The organism is Caballeronia sp. GAWG1-1 (genome assembly GCF_023631465.1).
Taxonomy (GTDB): Bacteria; Pseudomonadota; Gammaproteobacteria; order Burkholderiales; family Burkholderiaceae; genus Caballeronia.
On the sequence record NZ_JALQDB010000029.1, the window covers coordinates 206276 to 230727 of the forward strand.

The window sequence follows — 24452 nt, forward strand, 5'->3', positions numbered from 1 at the left end:
CGCTATCGCCGCAACTTCCGATAAACCGTCGTCCGCGACACACCCAGCGCCCGCGCCGTCGCCGACACATTGCCGCCATGCGACTCCAGCGCCGCCGCAACCACGCTCGCGGCGATATCCGCGAGCCGCGCATCGCCAGCGGGAGCAGCGCTCGGTTCGTCGCGAACGGGAGCCTCGAAATCATCGATGAAATCGCGCGGTAGATGCGTCACGCCGATGCGCGTTTCGTCATCATCGAGCATCGCCGATGCCGTGCGCAGCACATTGCTCAACTGCCGGAAATTACCCGGCCAGCGATGCCGTGCAAACAGCGCCAGCACGTCTTCGTCGACGCTCAACACGCGGTCCGCAAGACACTCGTGGCGCAAGATGCGCTCGACGGCCGCTCGCAAATCGGTGCGCTCGCGCAGCGGCGGCAAGGTTACAGCCAGGCCGTTCACGCGATAAAACAGGTCCTCGCGAAACTCGCCCTTCGCAACCTGCTCGCGCAACTTGCGGTTGCTCGCGCAGACCAGCGTGAAGTCGACCGGCACGGCGCGCGCCGCGCCGAGCGGCTCGACCACGCGCTCTTGCAGCACGCGCAAGAGCCGGCTTTGAAGCGCGAGCGGCATGTCGCCGATTTCATCGAGAAAGAGCGTGCCGCCGTTCGCCTGCACGATCTTGCCCGACGCACCGCGCTTGGCCGCGCCGGTGAACGCGCCCTGCGCATAGCCAAATAGCTCGGATTCGATCAGCGTCTCCGGCAACGACGCACAGTTCACCGCGACGAACGGTCCATCGCGCCGTGGCGAATCGCGATGAATGGCGCGCGCCAGCATCTCCTTGCCCGCGCCGGTCTCGCCGCCGATCAGGATAGGAATCTCCTTGCCGACCACTTTCCTGACTTGCTGGATGAGTTCGTACACGCGCGCATCGCCCGTACAGAGATCAGCGAGACGCGACGGCGTCTTGCTTTCAACGGGCGCATTCGTTCTGACTGGCACCGCGACCGGCGCGACCGTGCGCTCGCGATATTCGACGCCCGCGAACACGCCGACGCCGCTATGCAGCTGAAGGCGGCGCGGCGGCTTGCCGGCCCGCTCGATCAGTTCGTCGGGAGTCGCACCGAATAGCGATGCCAGCGTCTGCACGCGCAGATGCCCAAGCTCCAGTCCGAGTTGAAACTGCGCGCTGCGATTGGCGCTCAGAAGCCGGCCATCGAGATCGAATACGGCGATGCCTTCCATCAACGTGCCGATGAATTCCGGGCGGCTATGAAAATGAATTCGCAGACCGTCGCCGAACGCGCTTGCGATCAGGCGGTTCTCGATCATCTGGCCGGACATTTTGACGAGCGCCATCGTGTGCTGGTGATAGCCGCGGCGGTCGCCGGTGACATCGAGTACGCCGCTCAGGCCGCCGCGCGGATCGAGAATCGGCACCGACGAACACGTCAGAAAATGGTTGGCGCGCAGATAGTGCTGATCGCCGTGGACGGTGACGGCCTGCCGTTCGGCGATGGTCGTGCCGATGGCATTCGTACCCTGATGCGCCTCGCTCCACACCGCGCCCGCCTGCAGCGCGACCTTTTGCGCGCGGGCGAGGAAGTCGTCATCGCCCAGGGAGTGCAGAATCAGCCCGCTCGAATCCGTGAGCGCGATCATGCTGTGCGTGTTGGCGATCTGCGCGTAGAGCGTTTCCATCACCGGCAACGCGTGAGCGAAGAGCGCGCGGCTCTCGTCGCGCTTCAAGGCGAGTTGCGCGCCGGACAAGACTTCGTATTCGGGACGCATGGTCGCGGAGAGACCAAAAGTGGCCGAGCGCTCATGCGATTGATGAATTACGTCGTGATGCGCGGGCCGAAGCGCCGCGCCGATGGCATGCTGCATCGCCTCCTCCTTTCGAATTCAGCGCGGCGGGGTCGTCGGGCGCCCGTGCCGTCGCGTGAATGTCTCTTGACGCAGAGTAACACCGACCCGGCGACCGGGTCGATGCGAGGAAGCGCGCAGTCGTTACAAGACGAGCGAGCCCGCCGAAATGGCGACGATCAGGAAGATGACGAACAGAATCAGGAAGATGAAGAAGCAAATCTTCGCGATGCCGGCCGCACCGGACGACACGCGTCCGAAACCGAAGAAGCCGGCGATGACAGAGATGACCGCGAAAAGAATGGCAAGTTTTAACATGACGTCGATGGTTTATCGTTAAGGTTTCGCCTTGTCTGCAAGGGTTGTGCCCAATCACTTTCAAGCTGCCGTTGAACTCGACCGTTAGTTGCTCGTATGCGCGTTAAAAAGGCGGCCTGTTAGCCGCCCTTTCTTACTGCGCCCCGCCTTTCTCGGCAGCAGGAACCACAGCCGGAATCGTCCTTGGCCGCCCGCCTAGCCATCGCAAGACCGCTTGATGCACTTGAGGCACGGCAAGCAGCGTGGTTACGGCAATCGCATCCGCGGCCAGACCGGCGGGCACGTTGATGAGGCCATCGGTCAGCGTGAAGAGGATGGAATCGACGACGAGCGATATCACCGTGCCGACGACGAAGCACACCATGCCGTCGCGCCCCACTGCCCCGACCCACGGCAGGCGCGATGCGATTTCCTTGATCAGACCGTAGCGCGCAAAATTGGTGGCGATCCACGCAATGGCGAGAAAGTTGACGACGCGCGCGCCGGCGAGGTCACGCTTGAACGCGCTATCCAAGACGGGCGGCAGTACGAGCAGCTTGTAATACGCCATGCCGATGATCAGCGCGAGCGCCCCCAGACTGACGACCCATCCCATGCGATGCGAAGTCACGCGCTGATAAACCGGCGTGCAGCGCGCCAGCACGCCGAGCACGAACATCAGTTGCCAGGCGGCGGGATTGAAGTCCCAAAGCGTGTCGTTGGCGGATGGCAAGTATTCACCGATTTGCGGCGCAAACGCCCACAGGCCGAGGCTCAGACCGAGCAGCAACCACGGCTTGCTGCGCGCGAGCGGCAGCGTAAGCGGCACGGACAGCGCGAAGAGCGCGTACATCGGCAGGACGGCGGCAAGATACGGCTGGCGCTCGAAGGTGAGAATCTGCGTCAGTGACGACACCGGCGCGGCTGTGAGACTGTCGAGGTCATGCAGCGCCAGATTCGGCGCGCTGCCGAAAAACGGCCGCAGCAGGAAGGTCGCGACGAGCATCAGCGCGGCAGTGACGAGAAACGCGCGGTAGATTTCGACCGAGCGCTTGAGAAAACGCACGCGTGCGGCGCTTTCCGAGCGCCGGCTGGCCATCGCGGTATAGGCCGTCGCCGTGGCGAAGCCGCCGAGGAACACGAAGACTTCGGCGGCGTCGTTGAGCGCAAAGGCGTGCAGCGTGAAGCGCGACAACATGCTGCCGCCGATGTGATCGACGACGATGACGAGCAGCACGAGTCCGCGAAAGAAGTCCAGCTCGACGAGGCGTTGAGATTTTCCTGACATGCTGCTCAAGGAGTTTTCCTGCGGCGCGCAGGAGGGTGGGCAGGCGCCGCAGTCGGCGGCAAACGAGACCGAGAGTTTACCCTTAATCGTCTGCGGTGAGCATCTTCGCATAAGGAAAAAACCGTTTCAAATCCGGCGCTTGTTGTGTTTCGAGCGCAAACGCTGATACTTCGCAACGCATCTCTGTGTCTCCTCCGCTTGGTGTCTCGAAAAGTTTTCAAGTTCCTTTCATTCATCCAAGTCTGCGTTAATATCACGCGCTCAATCCACTCGATGCGGCTTTCGCACAACTCAAAGGCTTCCGACGCGCATGGACTACCTCGCCACACTGTTGACCGATCCCGCCGCCTGGGCCGCTCTCGCGACGCTCGTCGTCATGGAAGTGGTGCTTGGCATCGACAACCTGATCTTCATTTCGATCCTGACCAACAAGCTGCCCGAGGCGCATCGGGAGCGCACGCAACGCATCGGCATCGGGCTCGCGCTCGTAATGCGGCTCGGTTTGCTCGGCACGGTCGCGCTGATCGTGCGCCTCACCGCGCCGATCTTCGAGGCGTTCGGGCACGGCTTCTCGTGGCGCGATCTGATCCTGATCGCGGGCGGCGTCTTTCTCGTGTGGAAGGCGACCACGGAAATCCGCCATCACGTCACGCACGACGCCGACGATCACGCTGGCGCGAATGCGGGCGCGCGCCTCACACCGTTGTCGGCGATCGGCCAGATTCTGCTGCTCGATCTGGTGTTTTCCATCGACAGCATCGTGACGGCGGTCGGCATGACGGAGCACATTCCGATCATGTTCGTTGCCGTGATCGCTGCGGTCGCGGTCATGCTGTTCGCGGCGGGGCCGCTGTCGCGGTTCATCGAACGCAATCCGACTATCGTGATGCTGGCGCTCGGCTTCTTGCTCGTGATCGGGATGACGCTGATCGCGGAAGGATTCGGCTCGCACGTGCCGAAAGGCTATATCTATGCGGCGATGGCGTTCTCCGCGCTCGTCGAAGCGCTCAACATGCTGGCGCGGCGGGCGAAGCGGAAGTCCGATCCGGCTCGGAATTGACGCGTCGAGAATTGATGCATCAGCTCGTGTAGCCGTCGCGGATCAGGCGGCATAGAACCGGCGCCATCGCGGGCTCCTCGGGTTCGCCTCGGTCGACCCATGCGGCGAATGCCTTCACGTCGTCGGTGAATGGCGGTTCGCCGCGCGCCTTGCGGATGACGTTGTGCGCGCTCAGCAAAGCTTTCGCGGGCGCCACGATCGATGCGATGAGCGGCCCCTTCGCCGGGCCGAAGTCGAAATTGTCCATGCCGTGCTTATCGGCATTGGCGATGGAGACTTGAGGCTTAGCAGGTCTGGTGGCGTCGCGCTTGCACGGCGGGGGCGTTATAAGCCACGCCTCAAAACGGCAACTCACCCTGCCGCTTTTCAACAACCGCGATCTCCGGCAACGGCTGCGCGCGCAGCCAGCGATCGATCGCGTCGACGACATGCCGACGTTCGGCTTCATCGAGTACCTTGCCCGCCGCGATGCCGTGCCATTTCGCCAAACAACCGCGGCAGCACGTCGCCGTCGCGTGCTGCGCGATGAACACCGGATGCCCGCGAAACGGCGTCTGCTTGCCATCGTTGAGCGGCGCTTGCGGCGCAAGGCGCTTCGCGATCAGTTCATGCGCCTGCGCGACGACCGCTTCCACGCCGCGTTCGCGCAGATAGCGCCCTTCCCGCACACCCAACGCAAAACGCCTGCGAAACGCGGATTTCGCGAGCGAGGCGAAGACGGCGTCGAGATCGCGCATCGACCTTCATTCCTTACCGTAGAGCGTGGAATCGGCGAAACCCTGGGCGTCGAGCACACGGCCCACGAGAATCAGCGCCGTGCGTTGCAAACGCACTGCCCGCACCTTCACCGCGATATCCGCAAGCGTGCCTTCCACGCGCGTTTCATCCGGCCAACTCGCGCGAAACACCACGGCGACAGGACAATCCGCGCCGTAATGCGGCAGCAGATCGTCGACGATACGCTCGATATGCCGCACGCCAAGATGAATGGCGAGCGTCGCACGATGACGCGCCAGATCCGCGAGCGATTCGCCTTCGGGCATCGACGTTTTCGCGGCATAGCGCGTGAGAATCACGGTCTGCGAGATGCCCGGCAAGGTGAGTTCGCGTTTGAGCGCCGCCGCCGATGCCGCCGTCGCCGTCACGCCCGGCACGATCTCATAAGGAATCGCGAGCGTATCGAGACGGCGCATCTGCTCGCCTGTCGCGCCGTAAAGCGAAGGGTCGCCGGAATGCACGCGCGCCACGTCTTCTCCCCGCGCGTGCGCGTTTTCGAGAAACGCGACGATCGCATCGAGATCGAGTTCCGCCGTGTTCACGACACGCGTCGCCCGATGCCCGCTCAACACTTCGTCGGGCACGAGCGAGCCCGCATAAAGAATCACCGGACACGAGCGGATGAGCCGCTGGCCCTTCACGGTGATGAGTTCCGGGTCGCCCGGTCCGGCGCCGATGAAATAGACGGTCATGGAAGAGGAAGTTCGGTTGTGAGTGCATCGAGCGCGCTTGCCGGATCGTCGAACGCGCGATCGGCTTCGGGAAGCGCGGGCCGCGCAAGCATCACGACGGGCAAGCCGCGTTCGCGCGCCACCGCGAGCTTCGCTTCGGTCGCGCGGCCGCCGCTGTTCTTGCTGACGACGACATCAATACGCGCCGCATCGAACAACGCGCGCTCGCCTTCGATACTGAACGGCCCGCGCGCATCGACGATCCGCGCACGCGCGTTGCCTTCGTGCGGGTCGAGACAACGGATCGTCCAGAATTGCGACGCGGGTATCTCGTCAAGATGCGCAAGCGGCTCGCGTCCGAGCGTGAATAACGGCTTTTCATAGGCCGCGATCGCATCGACGACGCCTGGCCAATCGCGCGCCTCGCGCCAGACGTCGCCCGTTCGCGGCTGCCATGCCGGACGACGCACGGCCCACAAGGGCACGCCAACGAGCGTACACGCTTCGCGTGCATGATGGCTCATCTGCGCGGCGTAGGGATGCGTGGCATCGAGCACGAGCGCGATGTCATCTTCACGCAGATACGTTGCCAGACCCGCCACGCCGCCAAAACCGCCGACGCGAACCTCACATGCGAGATCCGTCGGCACACGCCCGAGCCCCGCGAGACTGTAGACATGCGACGTGCCCAGCTTGCGCGCGATGACGAGCGCGTCGCCGGTGCCGCCGAGCAATAGCACGCGCTTCATTGCGCGCTCCCGACGATTTGCCCTTGCCTGTCGATGGCGAAAGTCTCCACGACGATGCCTTGCGGCACGACGTCGAGCGCCACTTCGCGGGCCCGCGCGCAGACGATATCGCCGAGCGCGATGCCTTCGCCACGCGTCAGCTTAAGCGCCTCCTGACTCGTGTTGGCCGCGCGAATCGCGTGCTGCAACGTGATGCTCGCGCCAGCATCGGCGGCCCAGGTGGCGAGAAGCGGCAAGTCGATACTCGACGTGCGGCTGTGCAGATCCATATGTCCCGCCGCGAGCTTGCTGAGTTTGCCGAAGCCGCCGCAAACACTGAGTTTTTCGACCGGCGCGCGGCGCAAGTGCTTCAAAACCGCGCCCGCGAAATCGCCCATTTCGATGAGCGCCATATCCGGCAAGCCGTAACGCGCGCGCATGGCGTCCTCGCTCTGATTGCCGGTGCACGCCGCGATATGTTGCACGCCATTGGCGCGCGCGACATCGATCCCCTGATGGATCGACGCGATATAAGCCGCACACGAAAACGGCCGGACGATGCCGGTGGTCCCGAGTATCGACAGTCCGCCGATAATGCCGAGCCGCGGATTCATCGTCTTGAGCGCAAGCGCCTCGCCATTCTCCACGCCGATGCTCACGTCGAAACCGCCCGCATAACCCGCTCGCGTGGCGAGTGCTTCGAGATGCTCGCTCATCATTTTGCGGGGAACGGGGTTGATGGCCGGCTCGCCGATCGGCAACGCAAGGCCCGCGCGCGTCACGGTGCCAACGCCCGGTCCCGCGTGAAAGCGCACGCCATGCCGCGCCGCAAGCCGCACGCGAGCTATGACGAGCGCGCCATGCGTGACATCGGGATCGTCGCCGGCATCCTTGATGACGCCCGCTTCCGCTGCATCGCCGGCAAGACGGCAGAACGCGAGCGGCATGGTCACGGACTGGCCCTTCGGCAGCACGATCTCCGCGCGCTCGCTCGGCTCGCCGAGCAACAAAAGGCGCGCGGCCGCGAGACTCGTCACGGTCGCGCAGCTTCCCGTCGTGTAGCCGCTTCTGAGCGGCGCGGACTGTTCGGGCGTTTCGTCACGCATCGGGATGGTCATTCGCCGGCGAGCTCATGGCTTCTTCGCGTGCAGAAGCGTGATCGGCAGCGCTTGCCGCCATGTATCGAAACTGCCGAGCGGCTCGGCCCGTGCGATGCCGATCCGCGTCAGCTCGCCGCCATGCTCCGCGCGCCATGCAACGAGCGCCGCTTCGCTCTGCAAGGTCACGGCGTTGACGATCAGCCGACCGCCCTGCCGCACGCGCGCCCAGCACGCATCGAGGAGACCCGGCACGGTCACGCCGCCGCCGATGAACACGGCATCCGGCGCGCTCAAACCGTCGAGCGCGCCGGGCGCCTCGCCCTTGACGAGTTGCAGCGCAGGCACGCCGAGCGCATCGCGGTTATGTTCGATGAGACGCTGCCGCCCTTCGTTCGCTTCGATGGCAATCGCGCGGCAAGCGGGATGCGCGCGCATCCACTCGATACCGATGGACCCGCAACCCGCGCCGACATCCCACAGCAATTCGCCCGGTTGCGGCGCGAGACGTGCGAGCGTCACGGCGCGTACATCGCGCTTGGTGAGCTGGCCGTCGTGCCGATACGCGTCGTCGGCAAGACCCGGCGTGAGCGATGGCCCCGCGTGGCCCGCATGCGTGCGGCATTCGATCGCCATGAGATTGAGCGCCGCCACGCGCGGCTCGCGCCAGTCGTCCGCACGTTCGTCGAACCGGCGTTCATTCGTGCCGCCCAGATGCTCGAACACCGTCACGCGGCTCGCGCCGAAACCATGCAGCGTGAGAAGCTGCGTGACGGCGGCGGGCGTCGCGCCATCGGCGCTCAGGACGAGCAGACGTCCGCCGCGAAACACATGCGCGAGCAGGGACGCCACCGGCCGCCCGACGAGCGACACGCATTGCGCGTCCTGCAACGGCCAGCCCAAGCGCGCCGCCGCCAGCGACAGCGACGAAGGCGCGGGCATGACGCGCATTTCTTCCGTGGATAATTCGCGCGCAAGCGTGGCGCCGACGCCGAAGAACATGGGGTCGCCGCTCGCAAGCACGCATGTTTGGACGCCGCGCTCGGCGAGCACGGCATCGACGGAAAACGGGCTTGGCCATGGCACGCGGCGCGCCGCGATACGCGCCGGCAGAAACGCGAGGTGACGTTCGCCGCCGTGGATCGACCGTGCTTCGAAGAGCGCGCGCCGCGCCTCGCGGCCAAGCCCATGCCAGCCGTCCTCGCCGATACCCACGACGGTCAGCCAGTTCGACATGTGCGGCCTCCTACGGGCGAATCCCGCGTTTGAAGCACCCGCGCAAGGCGGGAAGCGGTCTGATGGTCGATAAAAGCGGGCATAATAGCGCGTTCGTCGGTGCCTGAAGGGTTCGATCGGTATCGAGCCTCATGGCCTAACAGGGAACACAGCAAAACTGTGGCTGCCCCCGCAATTGTACGCAGCGAGTCCGCGCTCCACTGCCACTGGTTTTTACCGGGAAGGCTAGCGCGAATGTCGACCTGCCAGCCAAGAGACCTGCCGACGTAAGCATTCACTGCTATTCAACGCTATTCAACGCAATTGCGCGAAGCCTGCCGGGCGGGGTGTACCGGTTCGCTACTCAAGCGCTTGAGCATACGGTCGAGCTTTTGGAATCGTTCTTGCCCCCTCGGTCTTCGGCCTGTCCCGGCCTCATGCGTATCGTGCCCGCACGCGATGGCGCCCTTGCGCGCGTGCGTCTTGCCGGTGGCGAGTTGCGTCGCGAAGCCGCGCATGCCGTGGCGCACGCCGCCGAGCGCTGCGGTTCCGGCACGATCGAAGTGACCAATCGCGCCAATCTGCAACTGCGCGGCATTCGCGACGATGCCCACGCGGAACTCATCGACATCGTGCTCGCGGCGGGCCTCGGTCCGACCACGGCCGGCGCCGACGATATCCGAAACGTCATGCTGAGCCCGCTTGCGAGCACGGGAACGCGTGCGCTTGCAGCGGATATCGTCGAAAGCATGCAGGCCGATGCCGCGTTGCACGCGTTGTCGCCGAAGTTCGCGTTGCAGATCGACGATGGCGAAACGCTTGCGATGCTCGATCATCCGCACGATCTTTGGCTTTCGGCGCTGGACAATGGCGCGCGCTTCGCATTCGGCTTTGCAGGATCGATGCCGCATCGTGAGGAACATGCGCCTGCCTCGGGCGCGATTGCGCGTGACGACGCGAAGCGCTTCATCCTGGCCGTGCTGCAGGCGTTTCTGGCACTGGCATCGGTGGAAGAACACCGCATGCGCGATGTGCTCGCACGCGTTGGAATAGCGGGCTTTCTCCATGCCCTCGACTTCGAAACACAGCACGACGCCGCACTTCAGTCATGGCGTCGCGCGCCTTCCGATGCAACGTTACGACTCGGCGCGCATGCGGACTATGTCGGCGCGCAAGCGCCGCTCGGCCGCCTCGATGCTAATACGCTTCACGCAATCGCCGATCTCGCCGAAGAACGCGTCGTGATGACGCCCTGGCAAAGCGTGTTGCTGCCGGACGTGCACGCGAATCGCATGACGCATGTCGTCGACGCCCTTCGCGCGCTTGGCCTCGCCACCGATCCACGCGATCCGTTCACGCGTCTGATCGCATGCGCGGGTTCTTCGGGCTGCGCGAAAAGCCGTGCCGATACGAAAGCGGACGCGCATCGATTAGCCGCCTTGCTGCCCGAGCATGCGCACGCGCATCTGAGCGGCTGCGAGCGCTTTTGTGCGGCGGCGCATCCCGTCGAAAACACGCTCGTTGCCGTTGCGCCCGGCCGCTACGACGTGCATCGAGGCACACACGTGATCGCCCATAACCTCCTCATCGAAGAGGCGGCCGCATGGCTCGCCCGGAGTCATGCCGATGTCTGACTATATCCGCGACGGTGCGGAGATTTACCGGCAATCGTTCGCGACGATTCGCGCCGAAGCCGACCTCGCCGCCATTCCCGCCAACCTCGAAAAGCTCGCCGTGCGGCTGATTCATGCGTGCGGCATGATCGATATCGTCGATGACCTGCGCTTCTCGTCCGATGCCGGTATCGCGGGCCGTGAAGCGCTCGTGAGCGGCGCGCCCATTCTCTGCGATGCGCGCATGGTCGCCGAAGGCATCACGCGCGCGCGCCTTCCCGCGAATAATCGCGTGATCTGCACGCTCGGCGATGCCTCCGTGCCGGAACGCGCCCGTGCGATGCACAACACGCGCTCCGCTGCCGCACTCGAACTATGGCGGCCCGATCTTTCGGGTGCGATCGTCGCAATCGGCAATGCGCCCACCGCGCTCTTTCATCTACTCGACATGATCGACGACGGCGCACCGAAGCCCGCGCTCATCCTCGGCTTTCCTGTGGGCTTTATCGGCGCGGCGGAATCGAAAGCCATGCTTGCCGCCGACAGCCGTGGCATTCCTTTCGTCGCGTTGCTCGGACGACGCGGTGGCAGCGCGATGGCGGCGGCCGCCGTGAATGCGCTCGCATCGGAGGCCGAGTGATGAGCGGAAGACTCCATGGTCTGGGCGTCGGTCCGGGCGATCCCGATCTCATCACGGTGAAGGCGTTGAAGCTGCTCAAGGCGGCGCCCGTGGTCGCGTATTTCGTCGCGAAGGGGAAGAAGGGCAACGCGTTCGGCATCATCGAATCTCATCTCGAAGACACGCAGACGCGCTTGCCGCTCGTCTATCCCGTGACGACCGAAGCGCTCGAACCGCCGCTTTGCTACGAGACGATTATCAGCGCGTTCTACGATGAATGCGCGCTCGCCATTGCGGATCATCTCGAAGCCGGCCGCGACGTGGCGGTGATCTGCGAAGGCGATCCGTTTTTCTACGGCTCGTACATGTATCTGCACGATCGCCTTGCCGCGCGCTTCGAGGCAGAAGTCGTGCCCGGCGTCTGTTCGATGCTGGGCGGCGTCGCAGTGCTTGGCGTGCCACTGGTTTATCGTAATCAGAGCCTTGCGGTGCTTTCGGGCGTTCTTTCGGAAGCCGAACTAAAACGGAAGCTGGCGACGAGCGATGCCGCCGTCATCATGAAGCTCGGCCGCAACTTCGACAAAGTGCGTCGTGTGCTGGCGGAACTCGGGCTCGACAAACGCGCGTTGTATGTGGAACGCGCGACGATGGCGAATCAACGCATCGTGCCGCTGAACGAAGTCGATCCAATGGCATCGCCCTACTTCTCGCTGCTGGTCGTGCCGGGGACGAAATGGAGCGCATAGACTTAGCGAAGCCGCTTGCCATCGTCGTGCTCGGCAACGGTGCGCTGACTATCGCGCGCAAGATTCAGGCGTGTCGTCCGGGATCGCTCGTTCATGGGCTCGCTAGTCGCGTGAATGTGGACGTCTCCTTCGACGACTTTGGCGCGCACGTGCGGGCACTCTACGCGGCAGGCTCGCCAATCGTCGCACTGTGTTCAGCAGGCATCGTAATTCGCGCGCTGGCAGCGTCGCTTGCGGATAAGGGCGCGGAGCCGCCGGTGCTCGCTGTCGCGCAGGACGGCAGCGCGGTCGTGCCGCTGCTCGGCGGCATGAGCGGCGTGAACATGCTTGCGCGTGATATCGGCCAGATGCTCGGTATCGTACCGGCCATCACGACGAGCGGCGAATTACGCTTCGGTCAATGTCTGCTCGCGCCGCCCGCAGGCTACGTACTGGCGGATATCGAACGCGGCAAGCGCTTCGTGTCCGACCTGCTTGGAGGAGCAACGACGCGCGTGGAAGGCCACGCGCCGTGGCTCGATCAGGCAGCCCTTCCTCGCGCCGACGATGCGTCGCGCGCCATCCGCATCACGCCCGAAAGCGCCCGCGATGAACACAGTCTCGTGATTCATCCACGTTGTGTGATTGCATGGATCGAAGACGACGCGACGAACGGCGATGTAGCCGAATGCGTACACAAGGCACTTCAAGCACGAAGCCTCGCGCCGCTCGCACTCGCTGTGCTCGTCGCGCCCACCCACGCAATGACATCGCAATGTCTCGCCGATGCCGCGCAAGCGCTCGACGTGCCATTGCGTTTCAGCGACGCCCCGCCTTTCGACGTTTCGCATAACGGCGACGTTGCGTTGCACGTCGCGAACGCGCCCGTCGATGCGCAGGCGATAGGCCGTGCACGCGGCACGTTGACCGTGATCGGTCTCGGTCCAGGCAGCTCCGAGATGATGACGCCCGCCGCAAAAGCCGCGCTCCATGTCGCAGAAGACGTGCTCGGTTACGAAACCTACGTGCGCATGGCAGGCCCGTTTCGCACCGATCAACGCGCGCATATGACGGACAATCGCGAAGAGTTGCAGCGCGCGCGACATGCGTTCGAACTGGCAAGCGAGGGACGCAGGGTCGTGGTCGTATCGTCGGGCGATCCGGGCGTGTTCGCCATGGCGGCAGCCGTGCTTGAAGCACTCGACAAGGAAGCAAACGCGTCATGGCATGCCGTGAAACTCGAGATCGTGCCGGGCGTATCGGCGTCGCTTGCCACGGCGGCGCGTGCGGGCGCACCGCTCGGCCATGACTTCTGCGTTTTGTCGCTATCGGATAATCTGAAGCCGTGGGGCGTCATCGAGAAACGCATAGCGCATGCGGGTCAGGCCGATTTCGTCATGGCGTTCTACAACCCGCTATCGAAGGCACGGCCCTGGCAATTCGATCGCGCGATCGAAATCGTGAAGCAGCATCGCGATGCCAAAACGCCCGTCGTGCTCGGGCGCGATGTGGGACGCGCGGGCGAGACGCTTCGCATCATGACGCTTGGCGAGTTGGACAGCACGATGGTGGACATGCGAACGATGGTGATCGTCGGATCATCGACCACGCGCGTGATCGGCGATGGCGCATGGGTTTATACGCCGCGATGGTATGAATGACACGGGCAGGCTACCGCAAGTCCGCGCTCAGTTCGCTCGCATGAAAGTACTCCGCCGCCCAGCGTAGCGCCAACGTGCTCGCTTGCCCGACTCCGAATTGCCCTTCATCGAAGTCCACTAGCACGACGCGGTCCGCGCACTGCGGCGGCGCGGGCGTCTCGTTCGTGCGGCCATCGGTCAGCACCCATAGCCAGCGACGCTGCGCGGGTCTTCGACGCGCGGCTCGTGCAAGCACGGTCTGCGCACTCGAAAGACCCAACGCCAGCGGCGTGCCACCACCGCCACCGATAGGACTCACCCAGCGCTCGTTCCACCAATGCGCGGCGCCCGGCTGACGACGCACTTCCGCACGCCCGCCACCGAAACATACGAGCGCAATTTCCGCACGCTCACGATAAGCCCGATCGAACAACGCAATCAACAAGCCCTTGGCACGCGCGAGCCGTTCACCCGTGAGCATCGATCCCGAGCAATCGAGAAGAAAGCAATGCAACGACGCCGCTTCGCCCTGCACACGTCGATAGCGAAGATGCCGTGCATCGAGACGCTCGGCACGTTTCGCGCGTAGCGTCGATATCCAGTCGAGCGTGGTGCTTTCATCGCCTTCGCGACCGGTCATGCGACCGCGTGCCCGCGCTTCACGCCATCGAAGACGATGCTCTTGAGCATCCGCTTCGTGTCTCCGATGGCTCAGGCTTTTTTTGCGGCAAGCGGTCTGACTTGCTTGACCTTCGCCGTGCCTGCTGGCTCGGGCGGCATGTAGCCCCAATCGCTTTCATTCGTGCTGCCGTTATCGCGCGGGGCGGGCTGCTGCGGCGCTTCGCCTTGCGATGCATCGGCCTCGCGTCGTCGATGCTTCAGCACGGCGTCGGCCACGCGATCGACATGAAGCGTCTGCACGTTGTTCGCGCCTTCGAATGCCGCGAGCGCTCTCGCCGCACGCAGCATCACGAGATCGGCGCGCAAGCCATCCACGTGGGCGGCGATGCAAAGCGCGCTCACGCGCGCATGCACCGCGTCGTCCGGATCGAGCGCGAATAGCACGGCACGTGCTGCATGAATGCGTTCTGCTAGCGCGGACTGTGCGTCGGCATGGCGTGCGCAGAATGCTTCAGCATCCATATCGAACGCGAGCCGCGCCCTGACGATCCGTTGCCGCACGCTCGCATCGAAGCAATTGTTCAATTCGACCGCGAGCCCGAAGCGGTCGAGCAATTGCGGACGCAATTCGCCTTCTTCGGGATTCATCGTGCCGATCAATACGAAACGCGCTTCATGCCGATGCGAAATACCATCGCGCTCGATGACGTTCACGCCGCTTGCCGCGACATCCAGCAACTGATCGACGAGCGGGTTGGGCAGCAGATTCACTTCATCGACATAGAGCACGCCGAGATGCGCTTTTGCAAGCAAGCCCGGCGAAAAGGTCACGCCGCCGTCGCGCAAGGCGCTTTGAATATCGAGCGTACCGATCAACTGCTCTTCGCTTGCGCCGAGCGGCAGCGTGACGAGCCGGCCTTCGGGCAATAGCTCGGCAAGGGCGCGTGCGGCAGTGGACTTCGCCGTTCCGCGTGGGCCGCTGACGAGCACGCCGCCAAGCGCCGGATCGATAGCCGCGAGCACGAGCGCCTGCTGCAAGGCCTCCTGCCCGACGAGCGCGGTAAAGGGAAACACCGGAAAATCAGCGTCGTTCGGGTTCAAGTCTGTCGGCCTTCGAGTTGCTGTTCGACATCGAGCAAATGGCGCGTCACGTCAGCGCGATAGCCGCCCGGCTCTTGCCATAAACCGCGCTCCATGGCTTCGAGCAGACGCTCGCATATCGATTGGAGCGCGTGAGGATTGTGCTGCGTGATGAACTCGCGCGTGTCTGCGTCGTTCACGTAAGCGTCGGTAACGAGCGCGTATTGATGATCCGATACGACGCGCGCCGTGGCGTCGTATCCGTAAAGATAATCCACCGTTGCAGCGAGTTCGGATGCGCCTTTGTAGCCGTGACGCTTGACGCCGTCGATCCATTTTGGATTGACCACGCGCGAGCGCACCACGCGTGCAATCTCTTCGTTCAAGGTCCGCACGCGCGGCGCGGCGGGATTGCTATGATCCGCGTTATACGCCTGCGGTTGCAGGCCCGAAAGATAACGCACGGCCGCGACCATGCCGCCCTGAAACTGATGGTAGTCGTTCGAGTCCAGCAGATCGTGCTCGCGGTTATCTTGATTCTGAAGCACGACATCGAGCGCGGAAAGCCGCGTGCCGAAGCTCGCTCGCGCATCCACGCCGTCTTGCGCCTGCGAATACGCATAGCCTCCTGTGCTTTGATACGCGGCCGATAGATCGGCATCGCTCTGCCATTGCTTCGCATCGATCAGTTCCTGCAAGCCCGCGCCATACGCGCCCGGCTTCGTGCTGAACACGCGCCAGCCTGCACGTTGCCGCGCTTCTTTCGCATCGATACCGCGACCGATCAGTTCATCGCGCTCGCGCATGATGCGCGCGCGGATCGGATTGATATCCTCGGACTCGTCTTCGAGTTCGGCGACGGCTTGCACCGCCGCATCGAAAAGATGCATGAGATTGGCGAAGGCGTCGCGAAAGAACCCCGATACGCGCAAGGTAACGTCGATACGCGGCCGGTTGAAGATGGAGATTGGCAGTATCTCGAAGTCCGTCACGCGATTGCTTCCCGCCGCCCACTTCGGCCGTACGCCGATCAGTGCGAACGCCTGGGCCATATCGTCGCCGCCAGTGCGCATGGTCGCCGTGCCCCACACGGAAAGGCCGATGGCGCGCGGGAAATCGCCGTGATCCTGCACGTGTCTTTCCACCAGCAGATTGGCCGACTTGAGGCCGATGGACCATGCGGCCTGCGTCGGCAATGCGCGTGTGTCGACCGAATAAAAATTGCGTCCGGTAGGCAACACGTCCGGTCTGCCGCGCGATGGAGAACCGCTCGGACCAGGCGGCACGAAGCGGCCCTCAAGCCCGCGCTTCAGTTGCTCGAGCTCTTGCGGACCACACGCGTCAAGACGCGCGAGCACATCGCCTTGCAAGCGTTCGAGCACCAGCGTCGTTTGCGGCCCCGGCGATTCGGCATCGCCTTGAAATAGTTGCAATGCTAACGATTCGAGGCGTTCGCGTGTATCGCCATGATGCCGCCAAGGCGCGTCGACCGCGTTTTGAAGCGCGTCGGGGCGAGGTCCATTCCATGGCGCCGCCCAGTCGGCATCGAGCGGATCGAACGCTTCACCGAGCGCGAGATCGCGCGCCATGGCCGTGATGAGACTTGCATTCGCACCACGTCCGTCGCCGGTCGGAAAACGGCCCAATGCGAGCAGCGTATCGCGCCTTTGCACGCCTTCGGGCGATACGCCGAACACATGCAAGCCATCGCGTATCTGCGCTTCCTTGAGTTCGCACAGATAGGCATCGGCACGCGTAAGCAGTGTGTCTTCACCCTGCAAGTCGCCCGGTGCGTCGAGCCCGAGTTCCTCATGCAACCTGTTCTCGACGATGTTCGCGAGGATGGACTTGCGCAGCAGCTTCGCGCGGCGCGTATCGACCATGAGCGCTTCGTAGTATTCGTCCACTTGTCGTTCGAGATCCTGCAGCGGCCCATAGTTTTCGGCACGCGTGAGCGGCGGCATCAGATGGTCGATGATGACCGCCTGCGCGCGACGCTTGGCCTGACTTCCTTCGCCCGGATCGTTCACGATGAACGGATAGAGATGCGGCATGGGACCGAGAATGAGATCGGGCCAGCACGATGCCGACAACGCAACGCTCTTGCCCGGCAGCCATTCGAGGTTGCCATGCTTGCCGACATGCACGAGCGCATCGGCCTGGAAGCGCAGGCGCAACCAAAAATAAAACGCGAGATACGCATGCGGCGGCACGAGTTCGGCATCGTGATAGCTCGCATAATCGTTGCGCTCGCGCGAGCGCGAAGGCTGAATGCCGATGAACACTTCACCGCAACGCAAGCCTGCAATCATGAAGCGGCCGCGCCGTATCGTCGGATCGTCTTCAGGCGCGCCCCATGTTTTTTCCAGTGCTTGCCGTGCATCCAGCGGCAACGCGCGATAGGCATCGAGATAATCTTCGAGCGCAAGACTTTGCAGGGCCGGGCGAAGATCGCGCACGACAGGGTCGTTCGTCACGCCTCGCGTAAGCGCTTCGATGAGCGCATCGCCATGTTCGGGAATCTGGTCTAAGCGATAGCCTTCACGCTCGAGCAACTGCAAGATGTTGATGGCCGATGCCGGCGTGTCCAGTCCCACGCCGTTGCCAATGCGCCCTTCGCTCGCCGGATAATTCGCCAAGACGAGCGCGATGCGCTTGCGCTCGTTCAGCGTATGTCTGAGTTTGCACCAGCGCGCGCTGAGTTCGGCGACGAAGTGCATGCGCTCGGTATCGGCTTGATAACGCACCACGTCGACCTGCGTATGCGGGCATCGATAAGCAAGCCCCTTGAAGCTCACCGCTCGCGTGATGATACGGCCATCCACCTCGGGGAGCGCCACGTGCATGGCGACATCGCGCGAATTCAGGCCTTGATTGTCCTTTTGCCAGTCATCGCGATTGCCCCCGCTCAAGATCACTTGCATCACGGGCGCATCGCCGGCCACTTCGAATGCTTCGCTTTCTCCGATCACGCCCGCAGCGAACGCCGTGGTATTGAGCACGAGCGATGCACCATGCTGCGCGCACAAACGCTCCACTACTTCGCGGCTCAGACTTTCCTTGAGCGATGCAATCGCAATGGGCAGCGGATTCATGCCCTCGCGTTCGAGCGCTTCGATGAATGCATCGAACACAGCGGTGTTGCCTGATTGAAGGTGCGCGCGATAGAAAAGAATGGCAACCACCGGCGCGCCTTCAGTCCAGCGTTCGCGCCAATCGTCGCTAGAAGCGCTTTCGCGCTCGGGGTGATAGATCGCGACCGCGGGCAACGCGCTCGGCGCGTGCGCTTCGCGTCCCCAACCGAACGCGCGATGCGCAATGGCGCGTAGAAACTCTTCGGCATTGCGCGCGCCGCCTTCACGTAAATAGCGCGACAGGTCGCGGCAGAACGCGGCATCGGCCGTACTCTTGCCGATGAGATTCGGGTCTTCCGCAAGATCGCCCGAAAACATGGCGAGCATTTGCTTTTCGCGCTTTGCCAAAGCGACGAGACGCTCGATACCGTAGGGCCAATACGATTCGCCGCCGAGATGATCGACGATGACGACCTTTGCATGGCGCAGAATGTCGTCGACATAAAAGTCGACCGAAGCGTTCTGGCGCAGGAACGATTGATTTGCGAGCCGCACTTCCGGAAAGCCGGGGCCGAGACGAGGAAAGACGCTTGCGAGCAGCGCGAGCGTGGTATCGGCCGAACTGAGCACGACAATGGGCGCGCGCGTCTGCTCGATCCGCATCACGCCTGCGGCGTCGTCGACGAAGCCTCCCGGAGTCGTGCGCAGCAGATGCATCGCTCAGGCCTGCACGGGTAAGGTCTGCAACGCGGAAACGAAGGCACGTTGCAGCGTTTCGCGGTCGAGGTCCTCGCCGATAAGCACGAAGCGACTCGATGCCTCGCCCTCGTTCCAGCGCCTGTCGAAGTAACTGTCGAAGCGTCGCCCCACGCCTTGCACGACGAGCCGCATGGCGGCACCCGGCAACGCCGCGAAGCCCTTCACACGGTAAATCGTGTGCTTTTCCACCAGCACGTGCAGTGCCGCAAGCAGCTGTTCGCGCGACTCGACATCCGCTGCGACCACCACGGAATCGAACTCGTCGTGATGATGATCCGCATGACCGTCTTCGTCGGGCGAGCCATGATGGTCGTGCCGCAGATGAATGGTCTCTTCCGATGCGGATTGCAAGCCGAGCAGCGCATGCACGTCGAGTTTGCCCATCTGCGCGGGAACGATCTTCACTTCGGGCGGAATCTCGGGACGCACAAGCGCATCGACCTTGCTCAACGCGGCGGCATCCATGAGATCGGTCTTGTTGACGATGACGAGATCCGCCGACGACAGTTGGTCTTCAAACAACTCATGCAACGGCGATTCGTGATCGAGATTCGGATCGGCCTTGCGCTGCGCATCGACGGCGATGGGATTTGCCGCGAACTGACCGCTTGCCGCAGCCGGACCGTCGACCACGGTAACGACCGCGTCCACGGTGAAGGCGTTCTTGATGGACGGCCAGTTGAAGGCCTGCACGAGCGGCTTGGGCAAGGCAAGCCCGGACGTTTCGATCAACACGTGATCGATCCTGTCGCGCCGTTCAAGCAGTTGCTCCATCACCGGATAAAACTCTTCCTGCACGGTGCAACACAAGCAACCGTTCGCGAGTTCATAGAGATTGCGTTCGGCGGAGCCTGCTTCGTCGTCGCAACCGATGCCGCAGCCCTTGAGAATTTCTCCATCGATACCGAGCTCGCCGAATTCGTTGACGATGACCGCGATGCGCTTGCCCTGCGCGTTCGAAAGAATGTGCCGCATCAGCGTGGTTTTGCCGCTGCCGAGGAAGCCGGTCACGACCGTGACGGGGATCTTGCGCGTTTGCATCGTTGCTCCGTGCTTGATTGATGCGTGCGCCCTATGCGTGATGGTGTGCGCGATGCGGTCTATTCGACCTTTGCAGCGGCATGGACATGGAAAAGCGCACGACTCGGTGGATCTGGGGATACGCCGCAACCCCGCGGCTAAGGAAATCCCTTCGGTAATTCTGGCCGGTATCCGGGCTGACGAAAATAGCCGCTTCGCCTTCCCGCGCCGGACGCTTTGAACGCCTAGCACAGTGGCTTTGAAACCGGCTTGCCGCGCATGTCATGCGTGGCTTTCGCTTACCGTTGCGGGGGCAGCACAGGTTGGCTTGCGTTCGCCTGAACGCGCGCTTCCTGTTTCCCGTTCAACTGCGCGCTAAAGACTTGGCGCGCGAGCACCTGAACTATTGAAAGTCTAGGGCTAGCGGGGTTAGGCGTCAAGAAAGCATGGTGCCTGCCTAAGCGTCCGGTATGGTATCTTTCCTCCGCCTTAAGGCTTTTCAAGTCGACCTCCATGAATTGGCTTCGTTTAGCATGAGCGCCGCGCTCGTCATCGGCATCGGCTGCCGCCGCGGCGTAAGCGCCGAAGCAATAGAACGCGCTGTGCGTGGTGCGCTTGGCACGCTCGCATTTGCCGATATCGCCAGCGTGGCAAGCATCGACGCTAAGAAAGACGAAGCAGGATTGCTCGCATTTTGCGAGCGTCATCAATTGCGCGTGGATTTCTTTAGCGCCGATCAAATCGAGCGCGCGCCTGGGGAATTCTTATCGCAGGCCAGGCGGCATTTGAATGTCGACGGCGTATGCGAGCCTTGCGCGCTCATTGCCAGCGGCGGCCGGCTCGTCGTGCATAAGACTATCGCGGGCGGCGTGACGGTCGCTATTGCAGAGACACCATCGAAGAAACAAGCATGAAAACCGATACCGAATCGCATTTGCGCATGACCCAGCGGCGCAAGGAAGGCCATGAGAAAAAGCAGGCCGCCGCCGACCATGAAAAGGGCCTGTTGATCGTCAATACCGGCAACGGCAAAGGCAAGACCACCGCTGCATTCGGCATGGCCATGCGCGTGCTCGGGCACGGCATGAAACTCGGCGTGGTGCAATTCATCAAAGGCGCGCTGCATACGTCGGAACGCGATTTCCTTGGCGCAATCGCGCATTGCGATTTCGTGACGATGGGCGATGGCTATACGTGGAACACGCAAAATCGCGAGGCGGACATCGCCACGGCGCGCAAGGGATGGGACGAAGCACGACGCATGATCCAAAGCGGCGAGTATCAGATGGTCGTACTCGACGAGCTCAATGCCGTGCTCAAGTACGAATATTTGCCGCTTGAGGAAGTACTCGGCGTGCTAAAGGCACGGCCGGCCATGCTGCATGTCGTCGTGACAGGACGACACGCGGCCGATGAGCTCATTGAAATAGCCGATCTCGTCACCGAAATGCGCCTCGTAAAGCACCCTTATCGCGAGCAGGGCGTCAAGGCGCAACGCGGCGTCGAGTTCTGACGCAATGGCAAACTGTCCCGCACTCTTCATCGGCGCGAGCGCGTCGCATCAAGGCAAGACCACGGTGACGGCCGCGCTTGCGCGTCATCACACGCGGCAAGGCAGGCGCGTGCGCATCTTCAAGACCGGGCCGGATTTTCTCGATCCGATGATTCTCGAGCGGGCATGCGGGTCGCCCGTTTATTCGCTGCATCTTTGGATGGTCGGACTGGAAGCGTGCCGCGCGATGCTTTCCTCGGCCGCCAAGGAAGCCGACCTTATTTTGATCGAAGGCGTAATGGGCCTCTTCGATGGCACGCCGAGCAGCGCCGATCTCGCCGCTGCGTTCAATGTGCCCGTGCTTGCGGTAATCGGCGCGCATGGCATGGCGCAAACCTTCGGCGCGCTTGCGTTGGGACTTGCGCGTTATCGGCCTGATGTGCCGTTTCATGGCGTGCTTGCAAATCGCGTGGCGTCTGCGCGCCATGCACAGATGCTGGCCGAAGCCATCCCCGAAGGGCTGCGCTATTGCGGTCATTTTTCGAACGCGGACGATATCGCGCTACCCGAACGTCACCTTGGCCTCACTCAAGCGCGGGAAGTGGCGGACCTGGATGCGCGTCTCGACCGCGCCGCCGATGCCATTGCCGCGACCACGCTTGCCGATTTGCCGCCGCTCGTTCGCTTCGACGACGACATCACGCCAAGTGAACCGCCGCGTCTTCTCGACGGATTGCACATTGCGATCGCGCGGGACGCCGCGTTTTCATTTATTTATCCCGCGAATGTCGATTTGCTAAAGGCATCGGGCGCAAGCGTCAGCTATTTTTCCCCGCTAGCGGATGAGCCCGTACCCGCTCATGTCGATGCGCTCTACTTGCCCGGCGGCTATCCCGAGCTTCATGCCGCGACGCTTGCTTCCAATGCGTGCACGCGCGCTTCGATAGAAGAACATATCGCGCGCAATCGCGCGGTAGTCGCGGAATGCGGCGGTATGCTCTACCTGCTCGACGCACTGACGGATGTCGAAGGCAATCGTCATTCAATGCTAAGCGCCCTTCCCGGCGACGCCACCATGCAACGCCGTCTTTCGCGGCTGGCGATGCAACGAGTCGACACCGCCCACGGTCCGCTCACCGGCCACACCTTTCACTATTCGACGCTCAAGACATCGATGCAGCCTTTCACGACAGCCACGCACGCAACGACCGGTGCGCAGGGCGAAGCGCTTTATCGTCATGGCGCGATAACGGCCACTTACATGCACGCTTACTGGCCATCGAATCCTGCGGCAATGGCTGCGCTCTTTCGCGGCGAAGCGCTATGACGACATCGACCGAAATCGGGCCACGCGATCTCGCCGAGACGATCGAACGCGCCAGCGCGCAGGAACCAATCGGCTCGCCGTGCACCGGCGTGTGCAAGCTCGATGCATCGAGCGGCCTGTGCGCGGGATGCTTTAGAAGCCGCGAGGAAATTAAGTTCTTTAGAACGATGGACGAGCACGCGAAGCTCGCGTTGTTCGACCAGCTGCTTGAGCGGCGCGCGGCCTCGCAATGAACGAAGGCCCGCGCTCGTGCTCAAGCGACGCGGGCCTTTTGATACCCATCGAGCATTCTAATCAGGCAGCGGCCATGCGACGCGCTGCCGGACGCTCGAGTTCACGTGACGCAAGCGCGCCGAAGAGCAGTCCAAGCGTTGCCCAGATCAATGCTTGAATACCGACGGCAGTCAGCCTGAAATTCCACAACAACGACGCGGAAAAGTCGGCGGGTACTTCGTCGACAGAAGGCAGCGCCACTTGCGCGATAACCATCAGGACGACGTAACCAGCCGCCGCAATAAGCGCCGCGTTCCAGTTGCCGCGACGCGCCTGCAAGCGTCGCTGCGCATAGACCGCGAACACCGCGCCGACGATTGATATCGCCACCATGCCGAAGAAAAGCGCCGTACGCGGACCAATGGTTTCGGCATTGCCCACGGCGGGCGGGTTTGGCGGATATTTGATGAACGGCACGAGCGCAACGCTAACGAAACCAATGAGCGCAAGCAAAACCGAGGTTCCGCGCGCATGCAACGAGCCAAGCCGCCCATAAGCCAAGGCAAAGATCAGCGAGAAAATACCGCCTAAAGCCGTGCCGAACACCACCACGCCCGTTAGTAAGCCCAAACCCGCTTGCGTGTCCCGGCTAACGAGTTCTTCATCATCACCATGACTATGCGATTGCGCTGCCGCCGCTTCATCGTGATGATCGTGTGCGGGCGCTTGTGCATGCTCGTGCTGTTCTTCGAACGCGATAGCCCGAGCAACTGAAGGTTCGCCGAAGCCGCGCGCAAAGCCAAAGCCGATCAGGCCCGCGACGAGTCCCGCGACCATGCCGCGTATAAGCAAGTTGCGAATCATGCTCCGTCCTCAGTGGCACGGAAAGCCGAGCAAGTGTCGGCCATCGTGAACGAATTCGTGGACGTACATGCCCGAGATAATGGACGTTGCACCTTGCTCGGCGCCGACGAAATAAATCGCGATCAGCAGAACGAGGCCGATAAAAACGGCCCAAGGAAGGACCTCACGCACCGGAATGGGGACCGGCGCATCGTTAGCGGGCGTTGCAATGCCAGCGGAAAAAGCCGGCGCGTTGGACATATTCATTGAAATTTCTCCAGGGAAAAGCGCGTCCCGATAGACGAAGAGCATGCAGCGGGGTCTGACTCGCGGCATCGCGCTCTTAGCGCGAACCGCATACAGTGGCGCGACCGTGCCGGGCTTCCACCGGCTTCCTCGCACTGCAAGCTTGCCATTCTATGATGATTGCCGGCAAAGTAAAACGA

The 24452-nt window shown here is 62.9% G+C and carries 24 protein-coding genes and 3 riboswitches; of the genes, 9 read left to right on the plus strand and 15 right to left on the minus strand.

All coding sequences use genetic code 11. The features are described from left to right. Positions 1 to 2 precede the first annotated feature (2 nt). The 3 genes from NCT03_RS18980 to NCT03_RS18990 form a co-directional block, all read right to left on the minus strand. Positions 3 to 1868, minus strand: a complete 1866-nt coding sequence (locus NCT03_RS18980) for a sigma-54-dependent Fis family transcriptional regulator (protein WP_250493475.1) — start codon at positions 1866 to 1868, stop codon at positions 3 to 5. A 123-nt stretch (positions 1869 to 1991) separates the two neighbouring features. Beyond that, entirely contained in the window at positions 1992 to 2165 is a 174-nt protein-coding gene (locus NCT03_RS18985) for a DUF1328 domain-containing protein (protein ID WP_087628737.1), read from the minus strand. A 133-nt stretch (positions 2166 to 2298) separates the two neighbouring features. Further along, positions 2299 to 3432, minus strand: a complete 1134-nt coding sequence (locus NCT03_RS18990) for an OpgC domain-containing protein (protein WP_250493476.1) — start codon at positions 3430 to 3432, stop codon at positions 2299 to 2301. Between the two features lie 310 nt (positions 3433 to 3742). On the opposite strand from NCT03_RS18990, the gene NCT03_RS18995 reads away from it, so the two are divergent. After that, positions 3743 to 4492, plus strand: coding sequence for a TerC family protein (locus tag NCT03_RS18995; protein ID WP_244829510.1), 750 nt, complete (start codon positions 3743 to 3745; stop codon positions 4490 to 4492). A 19-nt stretch (positions 4493 to 4511) separates the two neighbouring features. Here the strand turns inward: NCT03_RS18995 and NCT03_RS19000 are convergent, their stop codons facing one another. From NCT03_RS19000 to cbiE, 6 genes are all read right to left on the minus strand, one after another. Then, positions 4512 to 4739, minus strand: a complete 228-nt coding sequence (locus tag NCT03_RS19000) for a hypothetical protein (protein ID WP_244829508.1) — start codon at positions 4737 to 4739, stop codon at positions 4512 to 4514. A gap of 91 nt (positions 4740 to 4830) precedes the next feature. Beyond that, on the minus strand, positions 4831 to 5229 hold the full coding sequence (locus NCT03_RS19005) for a DUF4186 domain-containing protein (RefSeq protein ID WP_250493477.1): 399 nt from the start codon (positions 5227 to 5229) through the stop codon (positions 4831 to 4833). 6 nt (positions 5230 to 5235) lie between these two features. After that, the gene (cobM, locus tag NCT03_RS19010) at positions 5236 to 5961 is read right to left on the minus strand and encodes a precorrin-4 C(11)-methyltransferase (RefSeq protein ID WP_250493478.1); all 726 of its coding nucleotides are present in this window, start codon (positions 5959 to 5961) and stop codon (positions 5236 to 5238) included. Continuing rightward, complete coding sequence (locus NCT03_RS19015; RefSeq protein WP_250493479.1) at positions 5958 to 6689, minus strand: cobalt-precorrin-6A reductase; 732 nt, start codon at positions 6687 to 6689, stop codon at positions 5958 to 5960. Before NCT03_RS19015 ends, cobM begins: the two co-directional genes overlap by 4 nt. Next, a complete protein-coding gene (locus NCT03_RS19020) occupies positions 6686 to 7774 on the minus strand; it encodes a cobalt-precorrin-5B (C(1))-methyltransferase (RefSeq protein ID WP_250493650.1) in 1089 nt (362 codons plus the stop codon). The genes NCT03_RS19015 and NCT03_RS19020 overlap by 4 nt, the downstream gene beginning before the upstream one ends. A gap of 24 nt (positions 7775 to 7798) precedes the next feature. Continuing rightward, on the minus strand, positions 7799 to 9001 hold the full coding sequence (gene cbiE, locus NCT03_RS19025; protein WP_250493480.1) for a precorrin-6y C5,15-methyltransferase (decarboxylating) subunit CbiE: 1203 nt from the start codon (positions 8999 to 9001) through the stop codon (positions 7799 to 7801). An 80-nt stretch (positions 9002 to 9081) separates the two neighbouring features. Beyond that, positions 9082 to 9281, plus strand: a riboswitch (cobalamin riboswitch). A 103-nt stretch (positions 9282 to 9384) separates the two neighbouring features. Here cbiE and cobG point away from each other — a divergent pair. Genes cobG through cobJ form a run of 4 tightly spaced genes read left to right on the plus strand, consistent with a single transcriptional unit; the run spans position 9385 to position 13598 of the window. After that, the gene (gene cobG, locus NCT03_RS19030; RefSeq protein WP_250493481.1) at positions 9385 to 10614 is read left to right on the plus strand and encodes a precorrin-3B synthase; all 1230 of its coding nucleotides are present in this window, start codon (positions 9385 to 9387) and stop codon (positions 10612 to 10614) included. Then, entirely contained in the window at positions 10607 to 11233 is a 627-nt protein-coding gene (locus tag NCT03_RS19035) for a precorrin-8X methylmutase (protein WP_250493482.1), read from the plus strand. Before cobG ends, NCT03_RS19035 begins: the two co-directional genes overlap by 8 nt. Next, on the plus strand, positions 11233 to 11958 hold the full coding sequence (locus NCT03_RS19040; protein ID WP_244829500.1) for a precorrin-2 C(20)-methyltransferase: 726 nt from the start codon (positions 11233 to 11235) through the stop codon (positions 11956 to 11958). The genes NCT03_RS19035 and NCT03_RS19040 overlap by 1 nt, the downstream gene beginning before the upstream one ends. Continuing rightward, on the plus strand, positions 11946 to 13598 hold the full coding sequence (cobJ, locus tag NCT03_RS19045) for a precorrin-3B C(17)-methyltransferase (protein ID WP_250493483.1): 1653 nt from the start codon (positions 11946 to 11948) through the stop codon (positions 13596 to 13598). The genes NCT03_RS19040 and cobJ overlap by 13 nt, the downstream gene beginning before the upstream one ends. 10 nt (positions 13599 to 13608) lie before the next feature. Here the strand turns inward: cobJ and NCT03_RS19050 are convergent, their stop codons facing one another. The 4 genes from NCT03_RS19050 to cobW all read right to left on the minus strand — a co-directional run bounded on the left by NCT03_RS19050 (position 13609) and on the right by cobW (position 20152). Beyond that, a complete protein-coding gene (locus NCT03_RS19050) occupies positions 13609 to 14217 on the minus strand; it encodes a vWA domain-containing protein (protein ID WP_244829498.1) in 609 nt (202 codons plus the stop codon). Between the two features lie 71 nt (positions 14218 to 14288). Beyond that, positions 14289 to 15299: a magnesium chelatase ATPase subunit I gene (locus NCT03_RS19055; RefSeq protein WP_250493484.1), complete on the minus strand. Its 1011-nt coding sequence runs from the start codon at positions 15297 to 15299 to the stop codon at positions 14289 to 14291. After that, complete coding sequence (gene cobN, locus NCT03_RS19060; RefSeq protein WP_250493485.1) at positions 15296 to 19069, minus strand: cobaltochelatase subunit CobN; 3774 nt, start codon at positions 19067 to 19069, stop codon at positions 15296 to 15298. The genes NCT03_RS19055 and cobN overlap by 4 nt, the downstream gene beginning before the upstream one ends. A gap of 3 nt (positions 19070 to 19072) precedes the next feature. After that, positions 19073 to 20152, minus strand: coding sequence for a cobalamin biosynthesis protein CobW (cobW, locus tag NCT03_RS19065; protein ID WP_250493486.1), 1080 nt, complete (start codon positions 20150 to 20152; stop codon positions 19073 to 19075). Positions 20153 to 20297: 145 nt separating this feature from the next. Then, positions 20298 to 20548, minus strand: a riboswitch (cobalamin riboswitch). Between the two features lie 116 nt (positions 20549 to 20664). Here cobW and NCT03_RS19070 point away from each other — a divergent pair. From NCT03_RS19070 to NCT03_RS19085, 4 genes are read left to right on the plus strand one after another with little or no spacing between them, the layout of a single operon-like run. Continuing rightward, entirely contained in the window at positions 20665 to 21045 is a 381-nt protein-coding gene (locus NCT03_RS19070) for a cobalamin biosynthesis protein (protein ID WP_250493487.1), read from the plus strand. After that, positions 21042 to 21644 (plus strand): cob(I)yrinic acid a,c-diamide adenosyltransferase, encoded by a 603-nt coding sequence (gene cobO, locus NCT03_RS19075; protein ID WP_244829493.1) that lies wholly within the window; start codon positions 21042 to 21044, stop codon positions 21642 to 21644. Before NCT03_RS19070 ends, cobO begins: the two co-directional genes overlap by 4 nt. Before the next feature lie 4 nt (positions 21645 to 21648). Next, positions 21649 to 22950, plus strand: a complete 1302-nt coding sequence (locus NCT03_RS19080; protein WP_250493488.1) for a cobyrinic acid a,c-diamide synthase CobB — start codon at positions 21649 to 21651, stop codon at positions 22948 to 22950. Next, a complete protein-coding gene (locus NCT03_RS19085; protein ID WP_250493489.1) occupies positions 22947 to 23183 on the plus strand; it encodes a DUF1289 domain-containing protein in 237 nt (78 codons plus the stop codon). The genes NCT03_RS19080 and NCT03_RS19085 overlap by 4 nt, the downstream gene beginning before the upstream one ends. Before the next feature lie 61 nt (positions 23184 to 23244). Here NCT03_RS19085 and NCT03_RS19090 read toward each other — a convergent pair whose 3' ends face one another. Then, positions 23245 to 24027 (minus strand): CbtA family protein, encoded by a 783-nt coding sequence (locus NCT03_RS19090; RefSeq protein WP_250493490.1) that lies wholly within the window; start codon positions 24025 to 24027, stop codon positions 23245 to 23247. A gap of 9 nt (positions 24028 to 24036) precedes the next feature. Beyond that, positions 24037 to 24267 carry a CbtB domain-containing protein gene (locus NCT03_RS19095; protein ID WP_250493651.1) on the minus strand — a complete coding sequence of 77 codons (231 nt, stop codon included), beginning with the start codon at positions 24265 to 24267 and terminating at the stop codon, positions 24037 to 24039. Positions 24268 to 24303: 36 nt separating this feature from the next. Continuing rightward, positions 24304 to 24427, minus strand: a riboswitch (cobalamin riboswitch). Between the last annotated feature and the right edge of the window lie 25 nt (positions 24428 to 24452).

What these genes read in the sequence shown, in the direction of transcription:
- NCT03_RS19070 (WP_250493487.1), top strand. Translation starts at nt 20,665, where the DNA reads ATGAGCGCCGCGCTCGTCATCGGCATCGGCTGCCGCCGCGGCGTAAGC.
- cobN (WP_250493485.1), bottom strand. Translation starts at nt 19,069, where the DNA reads ATGCATCTGCTGCGCACGACTCCGGGAGGCTTCGTCGACGACGCCGCA.
- NCT03_RS18985 (WP_087628737.1), bottom strand. Translation starts at nt 2,165, where the DNA reads ATGTTAAAACTTGCCATTCTTTTCGCGGTCATCTCTGTCATCGCCGGC.
- NCT03_RS19040 (WP_244829500.1), top strand. Translation starts at nt 11,233, where the DNA reads ATGAGCGGAAGACTCCATGGTCTGGGCGTCGGTCCGGGCGATCCCGAT.
- cobJ (WP_250493483.1), top strand. Translation starts at nt 11,946, where the DNA reads ATGGAGCGCATAGACTTAGCGAAGCCGCTTGCCATCGTCGTGCTCGGC.
- NCT03_RS18980 (WP_250493475.1), bottom strand. Translation starts at nt 1,868, where the DNA reads ATGCAGCATGCCATCGGCGCGGCGCTTCGGCCCGCGCATCACGACGTA.
- cobW (WP_250493486.1), bottom strand. Translation starts at nt 20,152, where the DNA reads ATGCAAACGCGCAAGATCCCCGTCACGGTCGTGACCGGCTTCCTCGGC.
- NCT03_RS19080 (WP_250493488.1), top strand. Translation starts at nt 21,649, where the DNA reads ATGGCAAACTGTCCCGCACTCTTCATCGGCGCGAGCGCGTCGCATCAA.
- cobM (WP_250493478.1), bottom strand. Translation starts at nt 5,961, where the DNA reads ATGACCGTCTATTTCATCGGCGCCGGACCGGGCGACCCGGAACTCATC.
- cobO (WP_244829493.1), top strand. Translation starts at nt 21,042, where the DNA reads ATGAAAACCGATACCGAATCGCATTTGCGCATGACCCAGCGGCGCAAG.
- NCT03_RS19000 (WP_244829508.1), bottom strand. Translation starts at nt 4,739, where the DNA reads ATGGACAATTTCGACTTCGGCCCGGCGAAGGGGCCGCTCATCGCATCG.
- NCT03_RS19020 (WP_250493650.1), bottom strand. Translation starts at nt 7,774, where the DNA reads ATGCGTGACGAAACGCCCGAACAGTCCGCGCCGCTCAGAAGCGGCTAC.
- NCT03_RS18995 (WP_244829510.1), top strand. Translation starts at nt 3,743, where the DNA reads ATGGACTACCTCGCCACACTGTTGACCGATCCCGCCGCCTGGGCCGCT.
- NCT03_RS19005 (WP_250493477.1), bottom strand. Translation starts at nt 5,229, where the DNA reads ATGCGCGATCTCGACGCCGTCTTCGCCTCGCTCGCGAAATCCGCGTTT.
- NCT03_RS19085 (WP_250493489.1), top strand. Translation starts at nt 22,947, where the DNA reads ATGACGACATCGACCGAAATCGGGCCACGCGATCTCGCCGAGACGATC.
- cbiE (WP_250493480.1), bottom strand. Translation starts at nt 9,001, where the DNA reads ATGTCGAACTGGCTGACCGTCGTGGGTATCGGCGAGGACGGCTGGCAT.
- NCT03_RS19015 (WP_250493479.1), bottom strand. Translation starts at nt 6,689, where the DNA reads ATGAAGCGCGTGCTATTGCTCGGCGGCACCGGCGACGCGCTCGTCATC.
- NCT03_RS19090 (WP_250493490.1), bottom strand. Translation starts at nt 24,027, where the DNA reads ATGATTCGCAACTTGCTTATACGCGGCATGGTCGCGGGACTCGTCGCG.
- NCT03_RS18990 (WP_250493476.1), bottom strand. Translation starts at nt 3,432, where the DNA reads ATGTCAGGAAAATCTCAACGCCTCGTCGAGCTGGACTTCTTTCGCGGA.
- NCT03_RS19035 (WP_250493482.1), top strand. Translation starts at nt 10,607, where the DNA reads ATGTCTGACTATATCCGCGACGGTGCGGAGATTTACCGGCAATCGTTC.
- NCT03_RS19095 (WP_250493651.1), bottom strand. Translation starts at nt 24,267, where the DNA reads ATGTCCAACGCGCCGGCTTTTTCCGCTGGCATTGCAACGCCCGCTAAC.
- NCT03_RS19050 (WP_244829498.1), bottom strand. Translation starts at nt 14,217, where the DNA reads ATGACCGGTCGCGAAGGCGATGAAAGCACCACGCTCGACTGGATATCG.